The organism is Rhodococcus sp. HNM0563 (assembly GCF_012726195.1).
Lineage (GTDB): Bacteria > Actinomycetota > Actinomycetes > Mycobacteriales > Mycobacteriaceae > Rhodococcus.
On sequence record NZ_JAASAF010000013.1, the window covers coordinates 97,344 to 121,685 of the forward strand.

Here is a 24,342-nt window from a genome sequence, read left to right on the forward strand (position 1 = left end):
TCATCCAAATTGTGCACGCCCGTGCTCAGATAGGCAAGGGGCCTTGTTCCCTAATTGCCGCCCGCACTCTCGGCGAGCCGCCTCCGGTGGGCCAGAAGCCGGGCTGCAGCGTCGTCGAACTGGACCAGGGTCTGCGTGATGACCTCGTTGTGCTCCCCCGCACGCATCGCAGCGATGAGCCGCTCGTGCGACCGCACGGCCACCACTCCCCACTGCGGGTCCCGGGCGAACAATCGATACGGCAGCGCACGGGCGGCAGTATCGAGAAACCATGCAAGCTTCGGACTGTTCGCGATTCGATTCACCTCGCGGTGGAAGCACCACTCGGCATCGGCAATTCGCTCGACGTCGCTCGATGCCTCCGAACCCGCCGAGGCATTCGACGCACTCACGCACACACGCAGGCGCTCGTTGAGATCTCCCAATCGCTCGAGATCGCCTGCAGCGGCGCGATCCGCAGCCCGCAGGGCGAGCTCGACCGCGAGTTGCCCTTGCAGCCAGAAGATGTCGTCGATGTCGGAGCCACTCATCGGCGACACGCGGTATCCCCGATTCGGTGCGGACTCGACCATGCCCTCACCTCGCAGTGTGAGCAACGCCTCCCTGACCGGCGTGACGCTGACTCCGAGTTCTGCTGCGGTCTCGTCCAATCGGATGAATTCGCCCGAGCGGAAGGAACCCGACATGATCGCGCTGCGCAGGTGGGAGGCCACCTCGTCGGAGAGCTGCGGGCGTCTCCGCATACGCGTCGGATCCGTACTCGATGTATCCCCAGTGGCAGCAACGGCATCGGTTGCGCGGGTCGGCGAGGCCATATGTTTCTCCTGACGGCCCGAAGCGAGCGGAGCGGGCTTGTCCGTTCGGTACGAGGCGCATAGTGTGAGCTCCACTACAGCTAATCACATCAAATATATGTGATGTGATCCGTCAGAAAGCGTCGAGGGATGACACAGAAGAGCAGCACGACGGGCCCGACCACCGAACCGACGACCGACACGTTCGCCAGCCTCGACCCCCGCTCGGGTGAAGTGATCGCCGAGTATCCGATCGCCGATGCCGCAGCGGTGGCCGAGGCCGTCGACCGCGCCCGGATCGCCGCACGATGGTGGGACGCGCAAGGATTCCGCGGACGTCGCGAGTGGCTCCTCGAATTCAAGAAAGCCGTCGCACAGGACGCCGCCTCCCTGGCGAGGTTGGTCTCGCGTGAGACCGGCAAGCCGTACGGGGACGCATTCCTCGAGGTGATGCTCGCGATCGAACACCTCGACTGGGCCGCGAAGAACGCGAAGAAGGTTCTCAAAGCCAGGAAGGTGCCTTCGGGGGTCGCAAGCTTCAACCAGTCCGCAACCCTCGAGTACAAGGCACTCGGCGTCGTCGGAGTCATCGGGCCGTGGAACTATCCGGTCTACACCCCGATGGGGTCGATTTCGTACGCTCTCGCCGCAGGCAACGCCATCGTGTTCAAGCCGAGCGAGCTGACGCCGGGCGTCGGCAAGTGGCTCGAAGAGAAGTGGAACTCCATCGCCCCGACCCAGCCGGTGTTCCAAGTCGTCACCGGACTCGGTGAGACCGGAGCTGCGCTCACCCGCGCGGGTGTCGACAAGGTCGCGTTCACCGGCTCCGGACCGACAGCCCGCAAGGTCATGGCCGTGTGCGCCGAGTCGCTCACCCCGCTCGTGGCCGAATGCGGCGGCAAGGACGCGATGATCGTCGCGGCAGATGCCGACATCGACAAGGCGGTGGATTTCGCCGCATTCGGTGCTTTCGGCAATGCCGGACAGACATGCGCGGGCGTCGAGCGCATCTACGTTGTCGAGTCCGCTTACCAGGAGTTCCTCGACAAGCTGACGGCCATAGTGAAGCGCGCCGAGCCGGGTGGAAGCAACGAGTCGACCTACGGCCCGATGACTCTGCCCCGCCAGATCGACATCGTGCGCAGTCATATCGAAGATGCTCTTGCAAGCGGCGGCACCGCGGTGGTCGGCGGCGCCGAGTCGGTGGGCGAACGCATCATCGAACCCGTGATCCTCACCGACGTGCCCGAGACCTCGCGCGCAGTGTGCGAGGAAACCTTCGGCCCCACCGTCGTCGTCAACAAGGTACGCGACCTCGACGAGGCAGTCGACCGTGCCAACGGCACGTCGTACGGGCTCGGCGCATCGATCTTCATCGGCAACAAGGCCAAAGGTCGTGAGCTGGCCGGACGCCTCCGCAACGGCATGGTTTCGGTCAATTCGGTACTCGGCTTCGCAGGCATCCCGTCACTGCCGTTCGGCGGTATCGGCGAGTCCGGCTTCGGACGTATCCACGGCGCCGACGGGCTCCGGGAGTTCAGCCGGCCCAAGTCGGTGACGGTCGAGAAGTTCAGTTCGCCGCTGAAGCTGATGAGCCTCGAACGACCCGAACGCGATCTGAATCTGGCCGCGAGGATGCTGAAGTTCATGCACGGAAGGTAGGAGCAGATGACAGCCACGGGATCGCGCGCGAAACGATCGCGCAAACCTGCCGTCGTCGCGTCACCCGAAGCACGGATCGAGAAGGCCGGTACGTTTCCCGGTCCGAATCGCGACCCGCATCCGAAGGCCGGACGACACGGCTGGTTGAAGGTGATCGAAGGTCTCGACCCGGTCACCCATCATCAGGACATCCTGCGGATCACCGCGGGTTACGAGTTTCCGTGGGACTACCAGCGGTCGCTCGAGTTCGCACTGTTCCGGACGTATTGTGTGCCGACCATCTCCGAGCTGCTCGCCCGGACCGGAGAGTTCGAGCATCGGCCGCAGAAGCGTTACGACGACACGTCCCTGTTGATGGCCGAACTCATCGAGCACGGATACGACGCCGAACGCGGACGTGAATCACTGCGCAACATCAACCGCATGCACGGCAAGTACTCGATCGACAACGACGACATGCTGTACGTGCTGTCGACCTTCGCGTACGACCCGCTCGACTGGATCGACCAGTACGGTTGGCGCCGCCTGCATCCGAAGGAGCGGCTCGCGTCGTTCTACTTCTACCGGCAGGTCGGCATCCGGATGGGTATCAAGGACATCCCGGAGTCGTTCCAGGAGTTCCACCGGTTCAAGCTCGAATACGAACAGACGATGTTCGATTACAGCGACGACAACCACGCCATCGGCACCTACACCCTCGAGCTGTTCAAATCGTGGTACCCGAAGGTGCTCGGTCCGGGTGTCGAGAAGGTCGTGTATTCCCTGATCGACGACCGTATGGCCCACGCGTTCGGATTCCCCAAGGGCTCACCGCGCATGCGTTCCGTCTCGGAAGGTGCACTGCGGATGCGATCCGCGCTCGTGCGCAGGCTCCCCAAGCGGAGAGTGTCCGTATCGGCAAGCAATGCCACCAATCGCACGTATCCCGGCTACCCGCTGGGCTACCGACCGCGGGATCTCGGCGTCTGACGCTGTCACCGCAACACCGAACCGGACGCCCGGTGTCGCAGACTCATACGTCTGCGGGACTGGGCGTCCTCGATCCGCGGGACGGAAGCGCGAACGCCGATACGAATACGACGATGGCGCACGCACCGCAGACCAGATACACGGCGACGAACCCGCTCGACGCGATTCCGCCTGCGATCATGTGCGCGGCGAGCACTGACGCGACCACTGCGCTGCACATCGTGCTCCCGACGGTCCTGAGCAACACGTTGACACCGTTCGCAGCCGCATTCTGAGACAGCGGCACAGCGCCGAGAAGGAGAATCGGCAGCGTGCAGTACACGAACGTCGTCCCGATTGCAGCGATGAAGATGGCTGCCACAACCATCCACAACGGCTTGTCCGGGACCGCGTGGATGGAGTAGCCGACGATGAGGAAGGTTGCGCCCACCATGATCGCCGATTTCGGCCCGAACCGGTCCGAGACGCGTGCGGCCACGAGCGCGAAAACCATCATCGCGAAGCTGGCCGGCAATTGGCACACTGCCGCCTGCAGAATCGTCAGACCGTACCCTGCACCGTGATCGGGCGAAGCCTGGAGCAGTTGGGTCGTGATGAGGGTGTTTCCGTAGAAGGCGAAGCCCACGAGCAGCGCTGACAGATGCGGCGCCAGAACCGAACGGCGCGCCGACACTCGCAGGTCGACGAGCGGGTTGCGATTGCGCAACTGCTGAAATCCCCACACCGCGAACAACAGGACGGCGCACGCGAACATGGTCAGGACAGCGGTGCTGGTCCACCCCCACGTGCTTCCCTGAGTGATGGGCACCAGTAGGCAGATCAACGCGCTCGAGAGCCCCACGGCCCCCACGACATCGAAGCGACCGCCGGTGCGCGTACTCGACCGGGGGACGACATACGCGGCCGCGACCGCGACTCCCGCACCGATCGCCGTGGTCACCCAGAACAACAGGTGCCAATTGGCGAACTGAACGATCGCTGCGGCGAACGGGATTCCCACGGCCGTACCGATGCCGAGGGTGGAACTGAGGACCGCGATCGAGCGATCGACGCGGTCGCGCGGCATCACCTCGCGCAGGATCGCCATGCCGATCGGAAGAACAGCGGCACCTGCCCCCTGGAGCCCGCGCGCGAAGATGAGCAGTCCGATGTTCGACGTCACGGCACAGATCAGCGACCCGACGGTCATCAGCCCGAACGCGATGAGGAGCATCTGCTTCTTGCCGATCATGTCGGCGAGACGTCCGAAGATGGGTGTCATCACCGCACCGACGAGCAGCGTGCTTGTGACCAGCCACGACACTGCGGTGGGTCCGGCTCCGGTGAAACCGGGCAGACTCGGAAGCAACGGCACGATGACCGTCTGCATGATCGCCTGGAAGATCGCGCCCACCGCGAGGACGGGGAAAACGTACTTCGACAGATTCGACCGGTCGGAGCGGGTCGCGGTGCGCTTCTGCACCGGCGCACTGCGCCCCGAACCCGGAGCATGCAGCCGTAGAGGGAACGACACTGTCACGCGACTCCCTCCGGCGATGGTAAATGGCTGTTCACCACCTTAGGTGAACAGCCATTTACCTACAACCGGAGTGGGGATTGTCTCAGTGCCCGTCGCCGTCGAGCAGCGACTGCACGAGCGGCGCATACAGGGCAACCACCTCGTCGACCGACCCTGCCGCCTTCTCCTGCATCATCCGGCGGCGCATGAACGCGACCCCGAGAAGCATCGAGAACACGAGCTCCGCCCGCATCCGTGCATCCGGCCCCTTCATCAAGGCCACCAACTCGTCGATCATCTGGGACGAGTAGTTCTCACGAAGCTTGCGGTTGCTCTCCTCGCTGGATCCACTCATGAACAGCAACGCCATCGACAACGGTTTGTGCCGGGCAGACTGCCGCGCGAAGATCTCGACCATCCGCTCGCCCAGGCGCTCGAACGGGCCGTCGTACAGCAGGTGGGCCGCAGCCTTGAAATCCACCAGCTCGTCGTACAACTGCTCCTTGGACCCGAAGTACTTGATGATCAGCGGGGCACTGACCCCGGCGTCGTCGGCGATGTCCTTGAGGGTGATCTCGCGATACGGGCGCGTCGCAAACGCGAGACCTGCGGCATCCAGGATCAGCCTCCGAGTTTCCTCCGACGTCCGTCGCCTCTTCTCGGGTGTACCCGTGGCCACTGGCATCCGGCGATCCGTCACATCGTCCGCCTTCCGGACATTGCACGACCCAGTGTGAGCTCGTCGGCGAACTCGAGGTCGCCACCCATCGGGAGTCCCGATGCCAGCCGAGTGACGACGAGCCCCGGGAAGTCCCGCAGCATCCGCACCAAGTACGTCGCCGTCGCCTCACCCTCGGTGTTCGGGTCGGTCGCAATGATCACCTCGGAGACATCGACCCCGTCTTCCTGGTTGCCGATCCTGGTGAGCAGCGCACGGATGTTGAGTTGATCCGGACCGACACCGTTCAGTGGATCGAGCGCCCCACCGAGTACGTGGTAACGGCCACGGAATTCACGGGTCCGCTCGATCGCCTGCACATCCTTGGGTTCCTCGACGACACAGATCTGCGTTCGGTCGCGCCGCGGATCTGCACAGATTCGGCACCGCTCCCGGTCCGACACCGTGCCGCACACCTCGCAGAATTGCACGCCGTCACGGACCTTCTGCAACGCGGCCTGCAGCCGGTCGATCTCCGGCGGCTCGACCGACAGCAGGTGGAACGCGATCCGTTGCGCGCTCTTGGGTCCGATGCCCGGAAGCTTGCCGAGCTCGTCGATGAGGTCCTGAACCGGCCCTTCGTACACGCGTGCCTCTAGAAACCGGGCAGGCCGGGGATGCCGCCACCGAGTCCGCCCGCGAGCGGACCGAGCTTCTCGGCAGCGATCTCCTGGGCCTTGGCCGACGCATCGGCAACCGCAGCGACAACGAGGTCCTGCAGAGTCTCGACGTCGTCCGGGTCGACAACCTTCGGATCGATCTGCACAGCGATGACCTCGCCGGTGCCCTTCACCGTTGCGGTGACGAGACCGCCACCGGCCTGGCCGGTGACGTGGGCCTGCGCCATCTCGTTCTGCGCAGCCATGAGCTGCTGCTGCATCTGCTGGGCTTGGGCGAGAAGTTGCTGCATGTCAGGCATACCACCGGGTTGCACGGACACGTCCTTCCTGTTCGGGTCCTGCGTTGTCGAGCCGGTGGCATCGGTCACCCAGCATCCGACTACGGAGGTTTCTGTCTATGGAGATCGTCTACCTGGTGTTTCGTCAGCCAGGTTAGTCGCATGCCCACCTGGCCGACACTCACCCGAAGGTCAGTCGACGGTGTTCTTCAGATTCTCGAGAACCTGCTTCTGGATCTTGCGCAGACCGATCGGAGCAAACGTCTTCTCGAAGAATCCGCCGATGCCACCCGCGCCGTTCCACTGGGTGAGCGTCACGACCGTCGAGCCGGTGCCGTTGGGAACCACGCTCCAGGTCGTGACGAGCGACGAGTTCGCGTCGGTCTCGGTGATCGTGCTACCGGAGGTCGTCACCTTCGCCTGTACGTCGCGCACCCGCTTCTCGGTGGCCTGGAGCAGCCAGTGCACGATCGTGCCGTCTCCCTGCCCACCGGAGACCACACGATAGTCGCGGTAGTGATCGGAGAGAATGCGCGGACGCACAGTCTCGTAATCCGCAAGCGCCGCGAGCACCTTCTCGGGTGCGGCTGCCAGTTGGATCGAGCTGCTTGCACTGACCTGTGCCACGGTGAACTCCTCTGTGACTGTGGATTCGTTTCGAGCCCGTGCGGCTCGCCGACGCCCTACATCCTGCCTGTCAGTACCGCGACGTAGGTTCCCGGCAGGTCTATTGTGGGTTCCACCACTGATGCGCTGCTGCAGGGGAGTCGAATGCTGAGAACGTCACGAAGTGTCGGACCGTACGGCGACTCGGTCCACCGCGAAGGTGTGCACCGTCTGTTGCGCTCGTATCGCACCATCCCCGCGGATGCGCCGGTACGTCTCGCGAAGAAGACCTCGAACCTGTTCCGCGCACGCACGAAGGTCAACTCACCGGGTCTCGACGTATCGGGGCTCGGCGGTGTCATCTCCGTCGACCCGCAGGCACGCACGGCCGATGTCGCCGGCATGTGCACGTACCAAGATCTCGTCGACGCGACACTTCCGTACGGACTCGCGCCGCTGGTCGTGCCCCAGCTCAAGACGATCACTCTCGGCGGAGCAGTCACCGGGCTCGGCATCGAATCCACCTCGTTCCGCAACGGGCTACCGCACGAATCGGTCCTCGAGATGGACATCCTCACCGGGGGTGGCGAGATCATCACCGCCACACCGGACGGTGAACACGCCGACCTGTTCCGCGGTTTCCCGAACTCCTACGGGTCGCTGGGGTATGCCACGCGACTTCGCATCGAACTCGAACCGGTGAAGCCGTTCGTCGCGTTGCGTCACCTGCGTTTCACCTCACTTGCCGACCTGCAGTCGACGCTCGACCGGATCACGGCCGACCGCGTGTACGCCGGAATTGCCGTGGACTACGTCGACGGTGTGGTCTTCTCCGCCGACGAAAGCTACCTCACCCTCGGCGTGCAGACCTCCGAAGCCGGTCCGGTATCCAACTACACCGAGATGAACATCTTCTACCAGTCGATCCGGCACGAGTCCGTCAACCATCCCAAGACCGACCGCCTCACCATCCGCGACTACCTGTGGCGGTGGGACACCGACTGGTTCTGGTGCTCGCGCGCCTTCGGAGCCCAGAATCCTCGCATCCGGAAGCTGTGGCCGAAGAAGCTGCTACGCAGCAGCTTCTACTGGAAGCTCATCGCGCTCGATCACAAGTACTCGATCGCGGACCGCATCGAGGCCCGCAAGGGCAACCCGCCGAGAGAACGCGTCGTCCAGGACATCGAGGTTCCCATCGAACGAACCCAGGAGTTCATGCAGTGGTTCCTCGATGAGATTCCCATCGAACCGATCTGGCTGTGCCCCTTGCGTCTCCGCGATCGATCCGCCTCGTACAACCCTCGCCGGCCATGGCCGCTGTACCCGCTAGAGCCGAAACGCACCTACGTCAACATCGGCTTCTGGTCGTCGGTGCCCGTGGTCCGCGGCGAGGCCGAAGGCGCCGCGAACCGCCGCATCGAGCGTAAGGTGGCAGCACTCGACGGTCACAAGTCGCTGTATTCCGATTCTTTCTACAGCCGTGACGAATTCGAGAAGCTCTACTACGGCGAGGGGGAATACCCCGCGCTCAAGGATAGATACGATCCAGGGTCCCGCTTGACGGGCCTGTTCGCGAAGGCGGTGCAACGACATTGACCACATTCAAATCGGAGGCATCCGGGCATAAAACGGACAAGCTCAATCTTGCCCAGATCGTCGAGATCGCAACGGGCGGTGAGATGCCTCTGCGGTTCACCGCATACGACGGTTCCACGACCGGGCCCGCAGACGCTCCGTTCGGCCTCAACCTGACCGCCCCCGAAGGCGCTACCTATATCGTCACCGCTCCGGGCGACCTGGGCATGGCCCGCGCATACATTTCCGGCACGCTCGAGGCGGAGGGTGTACACCCAGCCGACCCGTATCCCCTGCTCAAGGCACTCGGCGGTGTGCACTTCGAGCGCCCGCCTGCGCGGACCCTCGCGCAGATCGTGCGGTCACTCGGACCCGACCTGATCAAGCCGATCGCTCCTCCACCGCAGGAACATCTCCCCCGCTGGCGCCGCGTCGCCGAGGGCCTTCGCCATTCGAAGGCACGCGACGCCGAAGTGATTCATCACCATTACGACGTGTCGAACACGTTCTACGAATACGTGCTCGGCCCCTCCATGACGTACACGTGCGCGGTGTTCGAGTCGGAGAACCAAAGTCTCGAGGACGCCCAGGAGAACAAATACCGCCTCGTCTTCGAGAAGCTACGACTGAAGCCCGGGGATCGCCTGCTCGATATCGGCTGCGGCTGGGGCGGCATGGTGCGCTACGCAGCTCGCCGAGGTGTGAAGGCCATCGGCGCGACCCTGTCGAAGGAACAGGCCCAGTGGGCGCAGAAGGCCATCGCCGAGGAAGGTCTCGGCGACCTCGCCGAGGTGCGACACTCCGACTATCGCGACGTGTCGGAAACCGGGTTCGATGCGATCTCGTCGATCGGCCTGACCGAGCACATCGGTGCCGCGAACTACCCGTCGTACTTCCGGTTCCTGCACGACAAACTCCGCGTCGGCGGTCTACTGCTCAACCACAGCATCACTCGCCCTCACAACCGTGGGCGGATGAAGGCGGGCGGCTTCATCGACCGCTACGTATTCCCCGACGGGGAGCTCACCGGGTCGGGCCGGCTCATCTCGGAAGCCCAGAACGTCGGCTTCGAGGTGATGCACGAGGAGAACCTGCGGCAGCATTACGCGCTGACCCTGAAAGCATGGTGCGAGAACCTCGAGAAGCACTGGGATTCAGCACTTTCCGAGGTCGACGAGGCCACCGCGCGGCTGTGGGGTCTGTACATGGCGGGCTCGCGCGTGGGCTTCGAGAGCAACGGTGTCCAGCTCCACCAGATTCTCGGTGTGAAGCTGGGTGAGGATCAGGCACCTCAGGTCCCGCTGCGCCCGTGGTGGGTGGCGTAGGCGCGCACACACGGATACAACCCGAACGGGCAGATACACCCTTTCAGCACAGGGTGCATCTGCCCGTTCCGGTTGTGGCTGGGTCAGCTACGCAGGCTCGCAGGCGGAGTGAAACGCTCGCCGTACTTGGCGGCGAGTTCCTCGGCCCGCTTCACGAAGCCTTCCTTACCACCCGGGTATCCGACGATGTACTGCGCGACACCACCGGTCCAGGCCGGGAAACCGATACCGAGGATCGAGCCGATGTTGGCGTCGGCGGTCGTGGTGAGCACGCCCTCGTCGAAGCACTTCTGGGTCTCGATGGCCTCGGCGAACAGCATGCGGTCGATCAGATCCTGCAGCGGCACGTCAAGCGTCGCCACGGTCTTGTAGTGATCGCGCACGCCCTGCCAGATGCCGAGACGCTTGCCGTTCTCGTCGTACTCGTAGAAGCCCGCCTTCTCGAGACGACCCGGACGACCTGCCTCGACCATGAAGTCGACGACGTCGATCGCGGGGTGGCGAGTGGTGCCGAGCTTCGTGTCGCCCTGCGCCGCAGCCTCCGCGGTCTCCTTCGCGATCTTCTGCATGAGCTTCATGTTCAGCTCGTCGGTCAGCTGCAGCGGCGGAGCCGGATACCCCGCCTGCGAACCGGCCTGCTCGATCGTCGCGGGTTCGATGCCCTCACCGAGCATCGCGATGGCCTCGTTCACGAACGTGCCGATCACGCGCGAGGTGAAGAAGCCGCGGCTGTCGTTGACCACGATCGGGGTCTTGCGGATCGCGAGCGTGTAATCGAACACGCGGGCGAGCGCCTCGTCGGAGGTCTTCTCACCCTTGATGATCTCGACCAGCGGCATCTTGTCGACCGGCGAGAAGAAGTGGATACCGATGAAGTCCTCGGGACGCTTGACGCCCGTCGCGAGACCCGTGATCGGCAGCGTCGACGTGTTGGAGCCGAGCAGAGCATCGGGATCGACGATGTCCTCGATCTCCTGGAACACCTTGTGCTTGAGCTCGGTGTTCTCGAAGACGGCCTCGATGACGAAGTCGACGCCCTTCAGGTCTGCGGCGTCGGCGGTCGGGTGGATCCGGCCGAGCAGAGCCTTCGACTTCTCCTCGGTGGTCTTGCCACGCGAGAGCGCCTTCTCCTCGATCTTGACCGAGTAGTCCTTGCCGCGCTCTGCGGCCTCGACGGTGACGTCCTTGAGTACCACATCGAAACCGGCCTTAGCCGACACGTAGGCGATGCCCGCGCCCATCATGCCCGCACCGAGAACGCCGACCTTCTTGATCTCACGCTTCGGCACATCCTTCGGACGCGACGCACCCGAACCGATGGACTGCATATCGAAGAAGAACGCCTGAATCATGTTCTTCGCGACCTGGCCGGTGGCGAGCTCGGTGAAATACCGGGACTCGATCGTCGACGCGTTGTCGAAATCGACCTGAGCGCCTTCGACAGCTGCGGACATGATCGCGCGCGGAGCAGGCATCGGGGCGCCCTTGAGCTGCTTGCGCAGGTTCGCGGGGAAGGCCGGGAGGTTCGCGGCGAACGCGGGTGACGACGGGGTACCGCCAGGGATCTTGTAGCCCTTGACATCCCACGGCTGCACACCCCCCTCGGGGTTGGCCTTGATCCACGCCTTCGCGGCGGGAACGAGCTCGTCGATGCTGCCGACGACCTCGTGCACGAGACCGAGTTCCTTGGCCTTGACCGCGTTGTACTTGTTGCCCTGCAGCAGAAGCGAGAGCAGCGCGGTCTGCAGGCCGAGCAGGCGGACGGTGCGGGTGATGCCGCCGCCACCGGGCAACAGCCCGAGACTGGCCTCGGGCAGGCCGATCTGGATCCCCTTGACGTCGGCAGCAATTCGGTGGTGGGTCGCGAGCGCGATCTCGAGGCCACCGCCCAGCGCCGCACCGTTGATGGCGGCGACGACGGGCTTGCCGAGGGTCTCGAGGCGACGCAGGTCGGACTTGATGTCCTGAACCTCGTCGAACGCGGCCTGCGCGTCGTCGGGCCCGATCTCGATGATGTTGCGCAGGTCCCCGCCGGCGAAGAAGGTCTTCTTCGCGGAGGTGATGACGACGCCGCTCAGGGAGTCCTTCTCTGCGACGAGACGATCGACGGTCGCCTTCATCGAGGCCTTGTAGAGCGCGTTCATCGTGTTCGCGCCCTGGTTGGGGTCGTCGAGCGTGAGAACGACGATGCCGTCGGCGTCCTGATCCCAGGAAATCATGTTGTCGGTCACTGTATTTCGGATCCTTCCGGTATCAGACGCGCTCGATGATGGTGGCCACGCCCATGCCGCCACCGACGCAGAGGGTGAGCAGGGCACGACGCAGGCCGCGGCGCTCGAGCTCGTCGACCATGGTGCCGAGGATCATGGCACCGGTCGCGCCGAGCGGGTGACCCATGGCGATGGCGCCGCCGTTGACGTTGAGCTTCTCGTCCGGGATGTTCAGGTCCTTCTGGAACTTCAGGACGACGGAGGCGAATGCCTCGTTGATCTCGAACAGGTCGATATCGTCGACGGTCAGGCCTGCGGTGGCGAGAACCTTCTTCGTAGCCGGTGTCGGGCCGGTGAGCATGATCGTCGAGTCGGCACCCGATGTGGCGGTCGCGACGACGCGGGCACGCGGGGTCAGGTTCAGATCCTTGCCCGCCTGCTCGGAGCCGACGAGCACCAGCGCGGCACCGTCCACGATGCCCGAGCTGTTGCCACCGTGGTGGACATGGTTGATCTTCTCGACGAAATGGAACTTCTGCAGAGCGACGGCGTCGAAGCCACCGACCTCACCGACCGTGGCGAACGACGGCTTCAGGCCGGCCAGACCCGCGAGGGTCGTGTCGGGACGCATGTGCTCGTCCTGATCGAGAATCGTCAGGCCGTTCTGGTCCTTGACCGGGACGACGGACTTCGCGAAGTAGCCACCCGACCACGCGGCAGCGGCGAGCTGCTGCGAACGCAGTGCGTAGGCGTCGACGTCCTCGCGGGAGAAACCCTCGATCGTTGCGATCAGGTCGGCGCCGACGCCCTGGGGCACGAAGTAGGTGTCGTAGTTGGTGGCCGGATCCAGGCCCCACGGGCCGCCGTCGGAGCCCATCGGCACGCGCGACATGGACTCGACGCCACCGGCGATGACGAGCTCGTCCCAGCCGGAACGCACCTTCTGTGCCGCGGTGTTCACGGCTTCGAGGCCGGACGCGCAGAAGCGGTTGATCTGGACGCCGCCGACAGTGTCGGGCAGTCCGGCCGCGGTGGCGGCGGCGCGGGCCATGTCCGCGCCCTGGTCGCCCACCGGTCCGACGATGCCGAGAATCAGGTCGGAGATGCGGTCCTCGTCGAGATCGGGGAAGCGGACCCGCAATTCGTCGATCAGGCCGGTAACCAGGGAGATCGGCTTGACGGAGTGCAGCGAGCCGTTCTTCTTACCGCGGCCGCGGGGGGTTCGGATGGCTTCATAGATGAATGCCTCGGTGGTCACAGTGCGCAGGTTCCTTCCCGTGCTGACGGTGTGGTGACGCGACATCACATGAGGACGTCCGCGCCCAACCTTCCGCCTCCACCGTAGGAGCGCAGCCCGGACTCGATAAGGACCGAACCGATCGGGCTCCGTGACCGAACCGAACCCGGCAACGGCGCCACACACAACATTCTTCTGCGACTCACTCTGCACTGACCTGCGGTAACAGGCGAATCTGCGGAAATTTCGAACTCTGCGGGAACTTTTCGCCCCGCCGGCGCCTCATATCACCGACACACACGAACGCCCCGTCACCGGCGCCCGAACGTACCGATGGAAAGTGAGCACACCATGACCAGCGGATTCTTCTCCAACACTTCGGCCGACTCCGCCACCGAGTCCACCGACAGCACCCGCTCCGACAGCAACTTCGGCGCCGCAGCATCCGGGCAGGCCGCAGAGTCGACCGACAGCACCCGCTCGGACTCGTCGTTCGGCTCGACCGCGTCCTCCACAGACTCCGCGTCCGCCGCGAGCGACCGCGCCGATTCGTCGTACGGTTCCGGTTCCACGTACGACAGCGACTCGTCCTTCGGATCGTCGTCGGCCAGCGACCAGGGCTCCGTGAGCTACGAATCGTACGAGCGTTACGAGCGGTACGACTCGTCGGGCTCGAGCAGCTCCGACTCGTCGTACGGATCAGCGAGCGACAGCGGCTCGTCGGCCTCGGTCGGTGCGTCCTCTTCTGCGTCCGATTCGAGCAACAGGGCCTCGTCGTCCGATTCCGCCAACGCAGGCGCCTCCTCCTCGGCTACTGATTCCGCCGACCGCTCCTCCGCGTTCGACACCGGTGTCACCGGTTCGAACTCGTCGGCTTCCAACTCGAGCGACCGCGCCGCGTCTTCCAGCTCGAGCGAGACAGGTGCGGCGGCGTCGGGCAACCCCGGTTCCGCACCGGCCGGCGCGTCCGGCTCCGGGCCGGTGGTCGTCGACGAGTACTCGGGTTCGGACGGAGCCCAGTACGTCGACTACGACACCGACGGCGACGGCATGGTGGATCTGACCACCGTCGACCTCGAAGGTGACGGCCGCATCGACGCCAACATCAGCGACAGCGACGGCGACGGCGTGCTCGACCAGATCTCGATGGACACCAACGGTGACGGGCTGATCGACATATCCGCGATCGACTCCGATGCCGACGGCAGCCTCGATGTCGCCGCGATCGATGCCGATGGCGACGGCGAGGTCGACGCCGTGATCGACCTGCACACCGGCGCAGTGGACTACGACGGTGACGGCGCTGCCGACGACTACGTCGACGTCAGCGAGTTCGGTACCGGCAGCAACTCCGAGTACAACACCGACCTCGCCTGAGCTGTCATGACAACCGATGATGCAGGTACGACTCCGATCACCGATCGGATCGACGACCTGATCACCGCGGCCGACGTGGCAGCAGAGGGCGAAGAGCGCACCGGCATCATCGACCGACTCGCCGGGATGGGAGTCGAACGCGTGACCGCGCCGGTGGGCACGCCGTTCGACCCCACCCTCCACCGTGTCGTCGCGAGGGTGCCCGCACCGCGCGAGGCGGACGTGAACACGATCGAGCAGACCGTCCGAGCAGGCTGGCGGCATCGTGGTCATATGATCCGCTACGTCGAAGTGAAGGTACGAGTGCACCGATGACAATGAGGGAGAACTACCGATGAGCTGGGTCCTAGCGGTCGACTTCGGCACGTCCAACACCGCCGCGGCACACCGAATCGGACCTGACCGAGTCGAGACGCTCCCACTGACGCACACGGGCAATGCCCTGCCGTCCTCGGTTTTCGTCGGCCCGTATGCGATGTCCACCGGAGACGTGGCGTTCAACCAGGCCTCGCTCGACCCCGCCGGATTCGTGGTCGCACCGAAGTCACTGGTCGTTGCCGGTGGCATCGTCGTTCGGGACCGGGAAGTTGCCGTCTCATCGATCATCGCGGCAGTACTGCGCACCGTGTACGGGCAAGCACTTCGACGCCACAACAACGAACCGCCGGCCGAGGTCGTGCTCACCCATCCGGAGGCGTGGTCGTCACGAGAATTGTCGGTGCTGCGCGAGGCAGCATCGATCGCGGGGCTCGGTGGAAGTGTCTCGCTGATCTCCGAACCGCGCGCGGCGGCCTTCTACTACTCACGCCAGCACGACGCGAAGATCGTGAAGGGCTCGACGATCGCCGTGTTCGACTTCGGTGGCGGAACCCTCGATGTGGCCGTCCTCACCGCAACGAACGAGTGGACCTTCGAGGTTCTGCGTGCCGGAGGCGACAACGCCCTCGGAGGCAAGAGTCTCGACGGTGCGATAGCCCGATGGGTAGACCAGCATCTGGCCGAGGACGATCCGCAGCTCGCAGCGTGGCTGCGCACACCGGAGGGTCTCGAGACCCGACGCACTCTCGACGATCAGATCCGCAAGGCGAAAGAGCTCCTCTCGGAAGCTCCGTCGGCGACGATCCGGGTCAGGGGCAACGGGTCGGACAAGACCCTGACTCTCACGCGGGACGAATTCGAGCAACTGATCGAACCGCAGATCACCCGCGCCGTACAGCTGGCCCGCGGAGTGTTGCACGACTCGGGCATCGGAAGCGGCGGCCTGCAGGCGCTGTACCTGACCGGTGGCTCGTCCCGGATTCCCTACGTGCACCGCAGATTGGCCGAGCTCGGACCGATCGCCACACTGGACGACCCGAAAACCGTCGTCGCGAAGGGCGCCGCCGGGTTCGTCGCAGGTGGTCGCGCCACCGACCCTCCCGCGATGGTCGACACCGAGGTGCTCGAACGGAGGCCGGCCGGGAACACCGCGTCCGCTCCCCCGCCGCCTGCCTCGTTCGTCAAACCGAATGCCGGTTCATCGGCGCCGACACGAACCAACCGGAAGACACTGGCACTCGCCGGAGGAGCTGTGGTGGCCGTCGCGATCGCAGCGGCAGGCTTCTACTACGGCACGCAGGACGACGCGCTGGCCTCAGAAGTCACCGCGACAACCGCCGAAGCCCCACCGGACAACGGCGGGAAGCCCCCGGCCACTTCCGACTCGAGCTACACCAGCGAGACCTACGACGATGTGACCGCGCTACTTCCGCGAAAGCTCATCGACGCGAGCTCCGAATGCAACAACTCGGGATTCAGCACCCAGGGGGCCTTGCAGATCCGCTGCCTGGTCAATCCTGATTCCTCGCTCGGTCGAGCGATCGGCATGGAGAAGAACGACTACGAGTCGGTCACCGCGTGGCGTGACGACCAATACGCGCGCTCGAATTTCATACGCCTGCGCGACAGCAACGACGGAAATACCAAGATCGTCTCGCCGGACAACAACCGCATCATCGATCAAGGCCGGGACGGCACCTACTTCACGGCCATAGACCGATCGACGGGACTCCTCATCCAATTCTCCACCGACTCGGCCGACCAGGGAATGACTCTGCTCACCGAAATCGGTTTCGCACCTGCCTGACCCACCTCACGCCACCTGCACTGATTGCAGGACAAGGAGTATCGACTACCATGCGTACCTCACGCAGCCTTATCGCCGCCACCGCTGTCACTCTGGCACTCGCCGGCTGCAGCACCACTTCCGAGGGCACCGCACTCGCCGAAGGGGAGGCAAACGAAAACGGCAGCACCACCGGAACGTTCGATATCGCAGCACTCGACACGGGGGAATACAGAATCGAACCCCGCGACTTCATCGCCGAAGGCCAGGCGGCCGGGGATTTCGGTCCCGCAGTCGAAGGTCAGCGCATGGCCGAGTTCGTGATTCACCCCTACACGATCGACCCCACGCTCACCAACGGTGGTGGCATGTCGACAGGTGTCGGTGTCGGCGGAATCGGCAAGGTCCTCAGCGGCGGCGGTGCCCCCGAGGTGGCCGAATCGTACGGGGTCATCACGGGATTCGGCAGTTTCAGCGGTAAACCCGATGGCTCCCGTCAGCTCGGTGTCGCGGTGTGGCGGTTCCCCGACGCAGACAGCGCCTCGCAGGCTGCTGCCGCCCTGCACGCCAACGCACTCGCCCCGGAGGATGACGGATTCGCTGCGGGACCGCAGACACCGGTATCGATCCCGCAACTGCCCGACACCTTCGCAACGACCTACTACTGGGAGAGCCTCGACACCGCAAGCATGTCGACTTTCACCGCGCGGGGACCACACGTGGTCTACACCTACACTTCCGCGGAAAACAATGATGTCGAGTGGGCCTCGGACACCACGGCTCGTGCCCTCGAAGAGCAGCTTCCGCGGATCGAGCAGTTTCCGTTCTCACCGACCGACGAAATCGAGTCGCTTCCGGTCGACCTCGACAAGGTCCTCGCGCGCGCGGTCGGGTACACCGAGAACGAGTACGCCAGGAACTCCGACACAGCAGTCTACGGGCCGCTCGGATGGCTGCACTTCGATTCGCATCCCGCGGAGACGGCCGACATCTTCGAAGCCACCGGCACCGACCGTGTCGCGTTGGCCAATTCGACCGTCTACCGCACCAGCGGGCCCGAAGCCGCCCGCGAACTGCGCGACGCGTTCCGCGAGCAGAGCCGCGAAACCTACCCTGACCTGGTCGACGAACCTGCGCCACAGGGTGTTCCCGACACCCTCTGCCGTGCCGGCGATATCGCTGAGGGCAGGTTGATGGACTGCATGATGATCTACGGTCCGTACGTCGCTCAGCTCATCGGACATCGCGCGGTCGGGAACACCGACCCCGACGATGACACCCTGCGGACGATGCCGCAACGAGTGGCCACCCAGTACACGAAGTTCGTCCGCGCAGAGGAGCTGGGGCTCGGCGAGAACTGAGCGGACACGCCGCCCGGCATCTCTCGTCATTTCGCGGGAGGGCCGGGCATACCGCTCGGCGGGGTTCCTCCCGGTGGCATGCCACCGGGAGGCATTCCAGCGGGCATGTTGCCACCCGTGGGTTCCGTGGTCGTGTCGACACCGACAGCGAGAACGACGTGGTATCCGCTGGTGACATCGCCGGTGACCGCGCCGAGTTGGCTCACGCCGCCGTCGTCGCCGAAGACGTTGTCGGCCTCGAGGGTCATCGCCGCCAGATTGGCGACCGAAGCCTCGTAACCAGGCGTGGCGTACACCGTCTCGCTCACATCCTGCGGTAGCGCGACCTGAGAAGTGGCAACGGCCTTGGTGGAGTCGGTGATGGATTCCTCGTCCGGATACACCTCGAGGTGGATGTGCGGCCACCGGCCGGGATAGGCCGCGGGAAAGACACTGGTGAACCGCACTCGCCCATCGCGGTCCGCGATCTGCACACCTCGCAGGTAGTTCTCTTCGGTGATCCCCTCCGAGTACAGGGAGTAGCCGCCTTCGCGGTTGCAGTGCCACACGTACACCGCTGCCCCGGCCAAGGGAACTCCTCCCGCTGCCAGGTCGGCGATGGACAGTTCGAGCGTCATCGGGATTCCCTCGGCGGTCGCGGAGGCTTCCCCGAAGCTCGACCGGATGTCGTTCCGCACGATCCCGCTCTGTTCGAGCACGTCCGGACCGTTGGATCCGTCGCCCGGGTATGGCCCGGCTGTCTCGTCGGGGATTTCCGCAAGGCCCGAGGCAGCGGCCGTCGTCGACGTCGCGGATGCGGTAGTGCCGATGTTTGCGCCTCCGCATGCAGCCAGGCCGACCGTCGCGGCACCCAATCCGAAGAGCGTGAGCATCTTGCGTCGGCTCAACAAAGTGCCGACGTCGAAGGCCAGGCCCTGGTCGACGATCTCGTCGTGCGGCCTGGGCAGGCCGCGTCCTTCATATGTGTCCTGGTGGGTTTTCGAGAGCTGTTTCCTCACCGAGTCTCCTTCCGGTGCACCTGGCCGGGGGCTGTTGCAATCACCGCCTCAGTCTGGAGCGGCGCGCAGTGACTCGGCTGCGGTATCGCTGGGAGTTCGCTGTGAATCGCGTGGTCTCTCGCTCAGCGGGAATGCCCGGGCCCGAGCGCGACGACTGCCCACAGAATCGCCGGACAGGTACTCAGACTCGAAGGAGCCCGCATGACCTCGACCGGCCATTCTGCATCCCACCGATTCGAGAGCAAGGTCGTGTTCATCACCGGGGCAGCGCGCGGTCAGGGTCGCGCCGAAGCCGTCAGGTTCGCGCAGGAAGGTGCCGACATCATCGCCGTAGACGCGTGCAGTGAGTTCTCCTCGACCGCGTACGCCGGGGCAACGCGCGACGATCTCGACGAGACCGTGCGCCTGGTAGAGGCGACCGGGCGACGCATTGTCGCGACCGTGGCCGATGTACGCGACTTCGATTCGTTGTCGCAGGCGCTCGCAGCGGGAGTCGAGACCTTCGGGCGACTGGACGTCGTGATCGCCAACGCAGGCATCTGCTCGGGCGGGCTGTCGTGGGAGATCAGCCTCGAACAGTGGAAAGAGACCGTCGACGTGAATCTGACCGGTGTGTTCCACACTGCGAAGGCCGCCGTACCGCACCTGCTCGCGACGGGCGACGGCGGCTCGATCGTGTTCACCAGCTCGGTGTCCGGTATCAAAGGCACCCCGTTCACCGGCCATTACGCCGCGACGAAGCACGGCATCGTGGGTCTCGCGAAAACCATGGCGAACGAGCTGGGCGAGCATCGGATCCGGGTCAACACCGTCCATCCGGCCGGCGTCGAGACGGGTATGACCGTCTCGGATCTGCACCCGCTGATCGCGAAGTACGCCTCGACGCTCGGACCCATCTACATGAATTCGCTTCCCTACCAGATTCTTCAGGCCGACGACGTCGCCTCGGTGGTCGCGTGGGTGTGCTCGGACGAAGCCAAGTACATCACCGGTGCACAGGTGCCGATCGATCTCGGCAACCTCATCCGCTGACACGACCGAACAGCGGCCTCACTCCGGAAGCGGAACGTTCTGTAGTCGCAGTTGACCGCGAGCGAGTACCTTCTCGCTCGCGGTATCACTGATGACCACCTGCCACAGCTGCTGTGTGCGGCCCTGCTGTATCGGCTCAGCGACCACGGCCGCACGGCATCCGCTGCTGGACCGCAGGAAATCGGTGGCGTTGTGCACGCCGACGGCGAACTGACCGCGGTCGAGGACTGCAGTACTGGCTCCGATGCTGCCCGCGCTCTCCACGATCGTGGCGTAGACACCGCCGTGCACGACGCCCCACGGGGTGAGGTGGTCCTCGCCGAGTTCGACGTATCCGGACACTCGCGTCGGTGTCGCTTCCTCGACGACGAATCCACTCGCGGCGACGAATCGACTCGCGGCTGCAAGGGACGCGTCCGGCACCGCCGCAGTCCCCTCGGTCTCCGACATGGTAACTCCTCACTCCGCAGCTGACTTCTGAAATCACAGTTAGCCAGAAGGCGAGCCTGCCTGTCAAGACCACAGTCAGCTAGGCTCGCATCATGCAGTGGCTCGACTACGACACCGACAACTGCTCGGTCCAGCGAACGATGAGCATCATCGGCGAGAAATGGACGATGATCGTCCTGCGCGAGGTATTCAACGGTGTGCGCAGATTCGAGCAGATGCGACGGCACACCGGGATTTCCGAACCGATCCTCGCTGCGCGACTGCGCACCCTTGTCGACGCCGGCGTACTCGACACGGTGCCCTACCAGGAAGCGGGTCGCCGGGCCCGTCACGAATACCGGCTCACCGACAAGGGCCGCGAACTGTATCCGATTCTGATCGCCCTACTGCAATGGGGCGACCGCCACTGCGCCGACCCCGAAGGACCGGCCCTCACGGTGCACCACCACGACTGCGGTCAACCCGTCGCGGCCGTGGTGCAATGCGAGGCCGGCCATCGCATCGGGCCGCGCGACGCGGATGTGCGCCCCGGCCCGGGCGCACATCGAGCGGACTGATCGCCCGCTACTTCTCGTCGATCGGCCGCGCTCCCAGCACATCCTTGAGCAACTCCATCGCCACGTCCTCGGGGTCGCGGCGGGTCGACGGGTCGCCCGGGGTCGCGGCCTCGGCGAACATCTCGTCGACGTCCTCCTTGGAGATCTCCGACGGATCCGGTGGCGGAGCGTCGTAATTCGCATCCGGGCCGGGATCGTCGGGTAGATCGGGCGCGTCCGGCGGGGGAATATCGTCGTACTCGGAACGCTGCGACGGCGCTGCACTCACCCCACCGACGGGCGGAGGTGCTGCGTCCGGCGTCGGCGGCCGCTTGGCCTGGCTGGGCCGCGAGAACCGCGGCTGCCCCGTGGGGCGCGACTGCTTCGGCGCCGCAGCAGTTTTCGCAGGTGCAGGCGCGGCCGACCCGTGGACACAGGTGACCTCGAAATCGACACCGAACAATTCGCGCAGCGCATCGGCGATCACGGTCGCGTTGCGCGGCTCGGCGAGTCGCTTGACCAGCGGCGCCGAATCATGAACCAAGACAACCCTGGTGCCGTCGACATCGCGAACCGTGGCACCGGACAGCATGACCTCCACGGTCTTGCTGCGGGCACGCACCTTGGCACGAACCTCGGACCACACCCCACGGATCCCGGCGGCGTCGGGACCCGATACCGCAGCAGGCTCCGGAACTGGTTCAGGAGCCGGTTCGGCTTTCGGCTCAGGCTCCGGCGCAACAGGTTCCGGTGCTGGCTCGGGTTCCGGGGTGGGCACCACAGGCTGCGGTGGAGGCACCTCGGCGCGCGGCTCGGGAGCCCGAACAGGCTCCGGCGCCGGCGGCGGTTCGGGTTCCGGGGCGGGAGCCGGGGGCGGCGGGGCCGGGGCCTCGCTCGTCGCCGGATCGGCAGCACGACGCTGGGAGGGACGCTGGAAGCGCGCTGCCGGTTCGTCGGGCTCGATCGGGGCTGCGGCAGGCTCCGACACCGGCGGAGGCGGAGCTGCAACGGAACTCGCCGAGGCCACCGCCGCACTGTTCACGGCGGGGCCCGGGACGAACCCGTGCTCGAGCCGCTCCAGCCGTTGCAGTACTGCGGACTCTGCGTCGGATGCCGAGGGAAGCAACATACGCGCGCACATCACCTCGAGCAACAGGCGAGGTGCCGTCGCGCCGCGCATCTCGCCGAGCCCGGCATGGACGATCTCGGCGTAGCGCGTGAGCGTGGCCGGACCGAGCTTCGACACTTCATCACGCATGCGCTCGAGCACATCGCCGGGCGCATCGACGAGTCCGCGTTCCGCGGCGTCCGGGACGTTACGCATGAGGATGAGGTCGCGGAGACGTTCGAGGAGGTCGATCGCGAAGCGCCGCGGATCGTGCCCGGCGTCCATGACCTTCTCGACGGTGCCGAACAGTGCTGCACCGTCGCCGGCTGCCAATGCGTCGACGGCTTCGTCGATCAGCGCGACATCGGTGACGCCGAGCAGCGACAGAGCGCGCGGGTAGGTGACGCCCTCGGGGCCTGCTCCCGCGAGGAGTTGGTCCATGACGGACAGCGAGTCTCGGGGCGAACCACCTCCGGCCCGGATGACCAACGGGTATACCGTGTCTTCGACCGGCACATTCTCCTGGACGCAGATCTTCTCGAGGAGGCCCCGCATCGTGGTGGGGGCGAGCAACCGGAACGGGTAGTGGTGCGTTCGTGACCGGATGGTGGGGAGCACCTTCTCCGGTTCGGTTGTCGCGAACACGAAGATCAAATGTTCCGGTGGCTCCTCCACGATCTTGAGCAGGGCATTGAATCCCTGCGTGGTGACCATGTGAGCCTCGTCGATGATGAAGATCCGGTATCGCGACTCGGCCGGGGCGTAGAACGCTCGGTCGCGAAGCTCGCGGGTGTCATCGACGCCGCCGTGGCTGGCCGCGTCGAGTTCGGTGACATCGAGGTTGCCTCCCCCGCCGGGCCCGAGCGACACGCACGACCGGCACTGTCCGCACGGTGTCGAGGTCGGGCCCTGTTCACAGTTCAGCGACCGGGCGAGAATGCGCGCCGACGAGGTCTTGCCGCAGCCGCGCGGACCCGAGAACAGGTATGCGTGGTTGATACGGCCGGTGTCGAGAGCCGTGCTGAGGGGCGCGGTGACATGCTCCTGCCCCACCACCTCGGCGAAGGTCGCGGGTCGATACTTCCGGTACAGGGCCACGCGCCGAGAGTACCGGCGCGCGCCGACAACAGATCGAACGGCGCCTTCGTTGACAAACGATATATCGTGAAATATCGTGACTGCATCAACAAAGAAGGAGTTCGCACAATGCGCAACGAACGACACATGCGCGGCGCCCGCCGCGCACACGCGATGAATCAGTTCTTTTCCGAAGGCCCGTTCCTGGGCGAGGATCCCCGCCGCGGAGGTCCGTTCCCCGGCGGCGACCCCCGACGCGGAAGCCCCTTCGGCGAAGGCCCACACGGCAGAGGCCACCGCGGTGGCGGCCCCATGCACCGCGGCGGGCGCCGAGGACGCGCTCAACGAGGTGACGTCCGCGCGGCAGTACTGCAGCTACTGGCCGACGAGCCCATGCACGGCTACCAGCTGATGCAGGCGATCGCCGACCGCACGGGAGGTGTCTGGAAGCCGAGTCCGGGAGCGATCTACCCGACCATCTCGCAACTCGAGGACGAGGGGCTGGTCCGCGTCGAAAAGGATGCCGGCCGCAAACTCGTGTCGCTGACCGACGAGGGTCGCGCCTGGCTCGCCGATCCCGCCAACGAGCAGACCGATCCGTTCGCCGGCCACTCCGCCGACGAGAACGGCCCCGACCTGCGTGGCGCCCTCCGGGACCTGCAGACGGCCGCACGCGTCGTCGCCGTCAGCGGCACCGACACCCAGATCGCGGCAGCCCACAAAGCACTCGTCGAAGCACGGAAGTCGCTCTACCTGCTGCTCGCCGAAGACAGTGCCCAGACGACCGATACCACCGATCCGAGCTGA

Annotated in this window: 24 protein-coding genes; 11 read left to right on the plus strand and 13 right to left on the minus strand. The window is 65.3% G+C overall.

The window, feature by feature from the left end:
* Positions 1–50: 50 nt before the first annotated feature.
* A complete protein-coding gene (locus HCA61_RS24100) occupies positions 51–743 on the minus strand; it encodes a GntR family transcriptional regulator (RefSeq protein ID WP_169690781.1) in 693 nt (230 codons plus the stop codon).
* Positions 744–944: 201 nt separating this feature from the next.
* Between HCA61_RS24100 and HCA61_RS24105 the strand changes: the two genes are divergently transcribed.
* Together HCA61_RS24105 and HCA61_RS24110 are read left to right on the plus strand one after the other, a co-directional pair.
* A complete protein-coding gene (locus tag HCA61_RS24105) occupies positions 945–2,456 on the plus strand; it encodes an aldehyde dehydrogenase family protein (RefSeq protein ID WP_169690710.1) in 1,512 nt (503 codons plus the stop codon).
* Positions 2,457–2,462: 6 nt separating this feature from the next.
* Positions 2,463–3,425: an oxygenase MpaB family protein gene (locus HCA61_RS24110; protein ID WP_169690711.1), complete on the plus strand. Its 963-nt coding sequence runs from the start codon at positions 2,463–2,465 to the stop codon at positions 3,423–3,425.
* 43 nt (positions 3,426–3,468) lie between these two features.
* Here HCA61_RS24110 and HCA61_RS24115 read toward each other — a convergent pair whose 3' ends face one another.
* The 5 genes from HCA61_RS24115 to HCA61_RS24135 all read right to left on the minus strand — a co-directional run bounded on the left by HCA61_RS24115 (position 3,469) and on the right by HCA61_RS24135 (position 7,166).
* Complete coding sequence (locus HCA61_RS24115; protein ID WP_247274874.1) at positions 3,469–4,887, minus strand: MFS transporter; 1,419 nt, start codon at positions 4,885–4,887, stop codon at positions 3,469–3,471.
* Between the two features lie 139 nt (positions 4,888–5,026).
* Positions 5,027–5,608, minus strand: coding sequence for a TetR/AcrR family transcriptional regulator (locus HCA61_RS24120; RefSeq protein ID WP_169690712.1), 582 nt, complete (start codon positions 5,606–5,608; stop codon positions 5,027–5,029).
* 11 nt (positions 5,609–5,619) lie between these two features.
* Complete coding sequence (gene recR, locus HCA61_RS24125; RefSeq protein ID WP_169690713.1) at positions 5,620–6,228, minus strand: recombination mediator RecR; 609 nt, start codon at positions 6,226–6,228, stop codon at positions 5,620–5,622.
* A gap of 8 nt (positions 6,229–6,236) precedes the next feature.
* A complete protein-coding gene (locus HCA61_RS24130; RefSeq protein ID WP_169690783.1) occupies positions 6,237–6,560 on the minus strand; it encodes a YbaB/EbfC family nucleoid-associated protein in 324 nt (107 codons plus the stop codon).
* Positions 6,561–6,731: 171 nt separating this feature from the next.
* On the minus strand, positions 6,732–7,166 hold the full coding sequence (locus tag HCA61_RS24135) for an SRPBCC family protein (protein WP_169690714.1): 435 nt from the start codon (positions 7,164–7,166) through the stop codon (positions 6,732–6,734).
* Between the two features lie 144 nt (positions 7,167–7,310).
* Between HCA61_RS24135 and HCA61_RS24140 the strand changes: the two genes are divergently transcribed.
* On the plus strand, positions 7,311–8,741 hold the full coding sequence (locus tag HCA61_RS24140; RefSeq protein ID WP_169690715.1) for an FAD-binding oxidoreductase: 1,431 nt from the start codon (positions 7,311–7,313) through the stop codon (positions 8,739–8,741).
* Positions 8,738–10,045 (plus strand): class I SAM-dependent methyltransferase, encoded by a 1,308-nt coding sequence (locus HCA61_RS24145; RefSeq protein ID WP_169690716.1) that lies wholly within the window; start codon positions 8,738–8,740, stop codon positions 10,043–10,045. The genes HCA61_RS24140 and HCA61_RS24145 overlap by 4 nt, the downstream gene beginning before the upstream one ends.
* An 83-nt stretch (positions 10,046–10,128) precedes the next feature.
* Here HCA61_RS24145 and HCA61_RS24150 read toward each other — a convergent pair whose 3' ends face one another.
* The 4 genes from HCA61_RS24150 to HCA61_RS26065 all read right to left on the minus strand — a co-directional run bounded on the left by HCA61_RS24150 (position 10,129) and on the right by HCA61_RS26065 (position 14,433).
* Positions 10,129–12,264, minus strand: coding sequence for a 3-hydroxyacyl-CoA dehydrogenase NAD-binding domain-containing protein (locus HCA61_RS24150; RefSeq protein ID WP_206040548.1), 2,136 nt, complete (start codon positions 12,262–12,264; stop codon positions 10,129–10,131).
* A gap of 34 nt (positions 12,265–12,298) precedes the next feature.
* A complete protein-coding gene (locus HCA61_RS24155) occupies positions 12,299–13,513 on the minus strand; it encodes an acetyl-CoA C-acetyltransferase (protein ID WP_169690718.1) in 1,215 nt (404 codons plus the stop codon).
* 290 nt (positions 13,514–13,803) lie between these two features.
* Positions 13,804–14,064, minus strand: coding sequence for a hypothetical protein (locus HCA61_RS24160; RefSeq protein ID WP_169690634.1), 261 nt, complete (start codon positions 14,062–14,064; stop codon positions 13,804–13,806).
* Positions 14,065–14,139: 75 nt separating this feature from the next.
* The gene (locus tag HCA61_RS26065; RefSeq protein WP_206040523.1) at positions 14,140–14,433 is read right to left on the minus strand and encodes a hypothetical protein; all 294 of its coding nucleotides are present in this window, start codon (positions 14,431–14,433) and stop codon (positions 14,140–14,142) included.
* Positions 14,434–14,473: 40 nt separating this feature from the next.
* On the opposite strand from HCA61_RS26065, the gene HCA61_RS26070 reads away from it, so the two are divergent.
* The 4 genes from HCA61_RS26070 to HCA61_RS24180 are packed head-to-tail and all read left to right on the plus strand — an operon-like array spanning position 14,474 to position 18,334.
* Positions 14,474–14,869, plus strand: a complete 396-nt coding sequence (locus HCA61_RS26070) for a hypothetical protein (RefSeq protein WP_346777639.1) — start codon at positions 14,474–14,476, stop codon at positions 14,867–14,869.
* 6 nt (positions 14,870–14,875) lie between these two features.
* Entirely contained in the window at positions 14,876–15,184 is a 309-nt protein-coding gene (grpE, locus tag HCA61_RS24170; RefSeq protein ID WP_169690719.1) for a nucleotide exchange factor GrpE, read from the plus strand.
* Positions 15,185–15,203: 19 nt separating this feature from the next.
* The gene (locus HCA61_RS24175) at positions 15,204–16,994 is read left to right on the plus strand and encodes an Hsp70 family protein (RefSeq protein WP_169690720.1); all 1,791 of its coding nucleotides are present in this window, start codon (positions 15,204–15,206) and stop codon (positions 16,992–16,994) included.
* 50 nt (positions 16,995–17,044) lie between these two features.
* Entirely contained in the window at positions 17,045–18,334 is a 1,290-nt protein-coding gene (locus tag HCA61_RS24180; RefSeq protein ID WP_169690721.1) for a hypothetical protein, read from the plus strand.
* Between the two features lie 26 nt (positions 18,335–18,360).
* Here the strand turns inward: HCA61_RS24180 and HCA61_RS24185 are convergent, their stop codons facing one another.
* Complete coding sequence (locus HCA61_RS24185) at positions 18,361–19,332, minus strand: 3,4-dioxygenase subunit beta (protein WP_169690722.1); 972 nt, start codon at positions 19,330–19,332, stop codon at positions 18,361–18,363.
* 201 nt (positions 19,333–19,533) lie between these two features.
* On the opposite strand from HCA61_RS24185, the gene HCA61_RS24190 reads away from it, so the two are divergent.
* A complete protein-coding gene (locus HCA61_RS24190) occupies positions 19,534–20,364 on the plus strand; it encodes a mycofactocin-coupled SDR family oxidoreductase (RefSeq protein ID WP_169690723.1) in 831 nt (276 codons plus the stop codon).
* Positions 20,365–20,382: 18 nt separating this feature from the next.
* Here the strand turns inward: HCA61_RS24190 and HCA61_RS24195 are convergent, their stop codons facing one another.
* The gene (locus tag HCA61_RS24195) at positions 20,383–20,814 is read right to left on the minus strand and encodes a PaaI family thioesterase (protein WP_169690724.1); all 432 of its coding nucleotides are present in this window, start codon (positions 20,812–20,814) and stop codon (positions 20,383–20,385) included.
* Between the two features lie 92 nt (positions 20,815–20,906).
* Here HCA61_RS24195 and HCA61_RS24200 point away from each other — a divergent pair, with 92 nt between their 5' ends.
* Entirely contained in the window at positions 20,907–21,371 is a 465-nt protein-coding gene (locus HCA61_RS24200) for a helix-turn-helix domain-containing protein (RefSeq protein WP_169690725.1), read from the plus strand.
* Between the two features lie 7 nt (positions 21,372–21,378).
* On the opposite strand, the gene HCA61_RS24205 is transcribed toward HCA61_RS24200, so the two are convergent.
* On the minus strand, positions 21,379–23,556 hold the full coding sequence (locus HCA61_RS24205) for a DNA polymerase III subunit gamma and tau (protein WP_169690726.1): 2,178 nt from the start codon (positions 23,554–23,556) through the stop codon (positions 21,379–21,381).
* Positions 23,557–23,664: 108 nt separating this feature from the next.
* On the opposite strand from HCA61_RS24205, the gene HCA61_RS24210 reads away from it, so the two are divergent.
* On the plus strand, positions 23,665–24,342 hold the full coding sequence (locus tag HCA61_RS24210) for a PadR family transcriptional regulator (protein ID WP_169690727.1): 678 nt from the start codon (positions 23,665–23,667) through the stop codon (positions 24,340–24,342).

Excerpts from the sequence above, each read along its gene's own strand:
- HCA61_RS24140 (WP_169690715.1), top strand. The coding sequence starts at position 7,311 with ATGCTGAGAACGTCACGAAGTGTCGGACCGTACGGCGACTCGGTCCAC.
- HCA61_RS24130 (WP_169690783.1), bottom strand. The coding sequence starts at position 6,560 with ATGCCTGACATGCAGCAACTTCTCGCCCAAGCCCAGCAGATGCAGCAG.
- HCA61_RS24120 (WP_169690712.1), bottom strand. The coding sequence starts at position 5,608 with ATGCCAGTGGCCACGGGTACACCCGAGAAGAGGCGACGGACGTCGGAG.
- HCA61_RS24195 (WP_169690724.1), bottom strand. The coding sequence starts at position 20,814 with ATGTCGGAGACCGAGGGGACTGCGGCGGTGCCGGACGCGTCCCTTGCA.
- HCA61_RS24100 (WP_169690781.1), bottom strand. The coding sequence starts at position 743 with ATGCGGAGACGCCCGCAGCTCTCCGACGAGGTGGCCTCCCACCTGCGC.
- HCA61_RS24105 (WP_169690710.1), top strand. The coding sequence starts at position 945 with ATGACACAGAAGAGCAGCACGACGGGCCCGACCACCGAACCGACGACC.
- HCA61_RS24110 (WP_169690711.1), top strand. The coding sequence starts at position 2,463 with ATGACAGCCACGGGATCGCGCGCGAAACGATCGCGCAAACCTGCCGTC.
- HCA61_RS24210 (WP_169690727.1), top strand. The coding sequence starts at position 23,665 with ATGCGCAACGAACGACACATGCGCGGCGCCCGCCGCGCACACGCGATG.
- HCA61_RS24200 (WP_169690725.1), top strand. The coding sequence starts at position 20,907 with ATGCAGTGGCTCGACTACGACACCGACAACTGCTCGGTCCAGCGAACG.
- grpE (WP_169690719.1), top strand. The coding sequence starts at position 14,876 with ATGACAACCGATGATGCAGGTACGACTCCGATCACCGATCGGATCGAC.
- HCA61_RS24175 (WP_169690720.1), top strand. The coding sequence starts at position 15,204 with ATGAGCTGGGTCCTAGCGGTCGACTTCGGCACGTCCAACACCGCCGCG.
- HCA61_RS24180 (WP_169690721.1), top strand. The coding sequence starts at position 17,045 with ATGCGTACCTCACGCAGCCTTATCGCCGCCACCGCTGTCACTCTGGCA.
- HCA61_RS24150 (WP_206040548.1), bottom strand. The coding sequence starts at position 12,264 with ATGATTTCCTGGGATCAGGACGCCGACGGCATCGTCGTTCTCACGCTC.
- HCA61_RS24190 (WP_169690723.1), top strand. The coding sequence starts at position 19,534 with ATGACCTCGACCGGCCATTCTGCATCCCACCGATTCGAGAGCAAGGTC.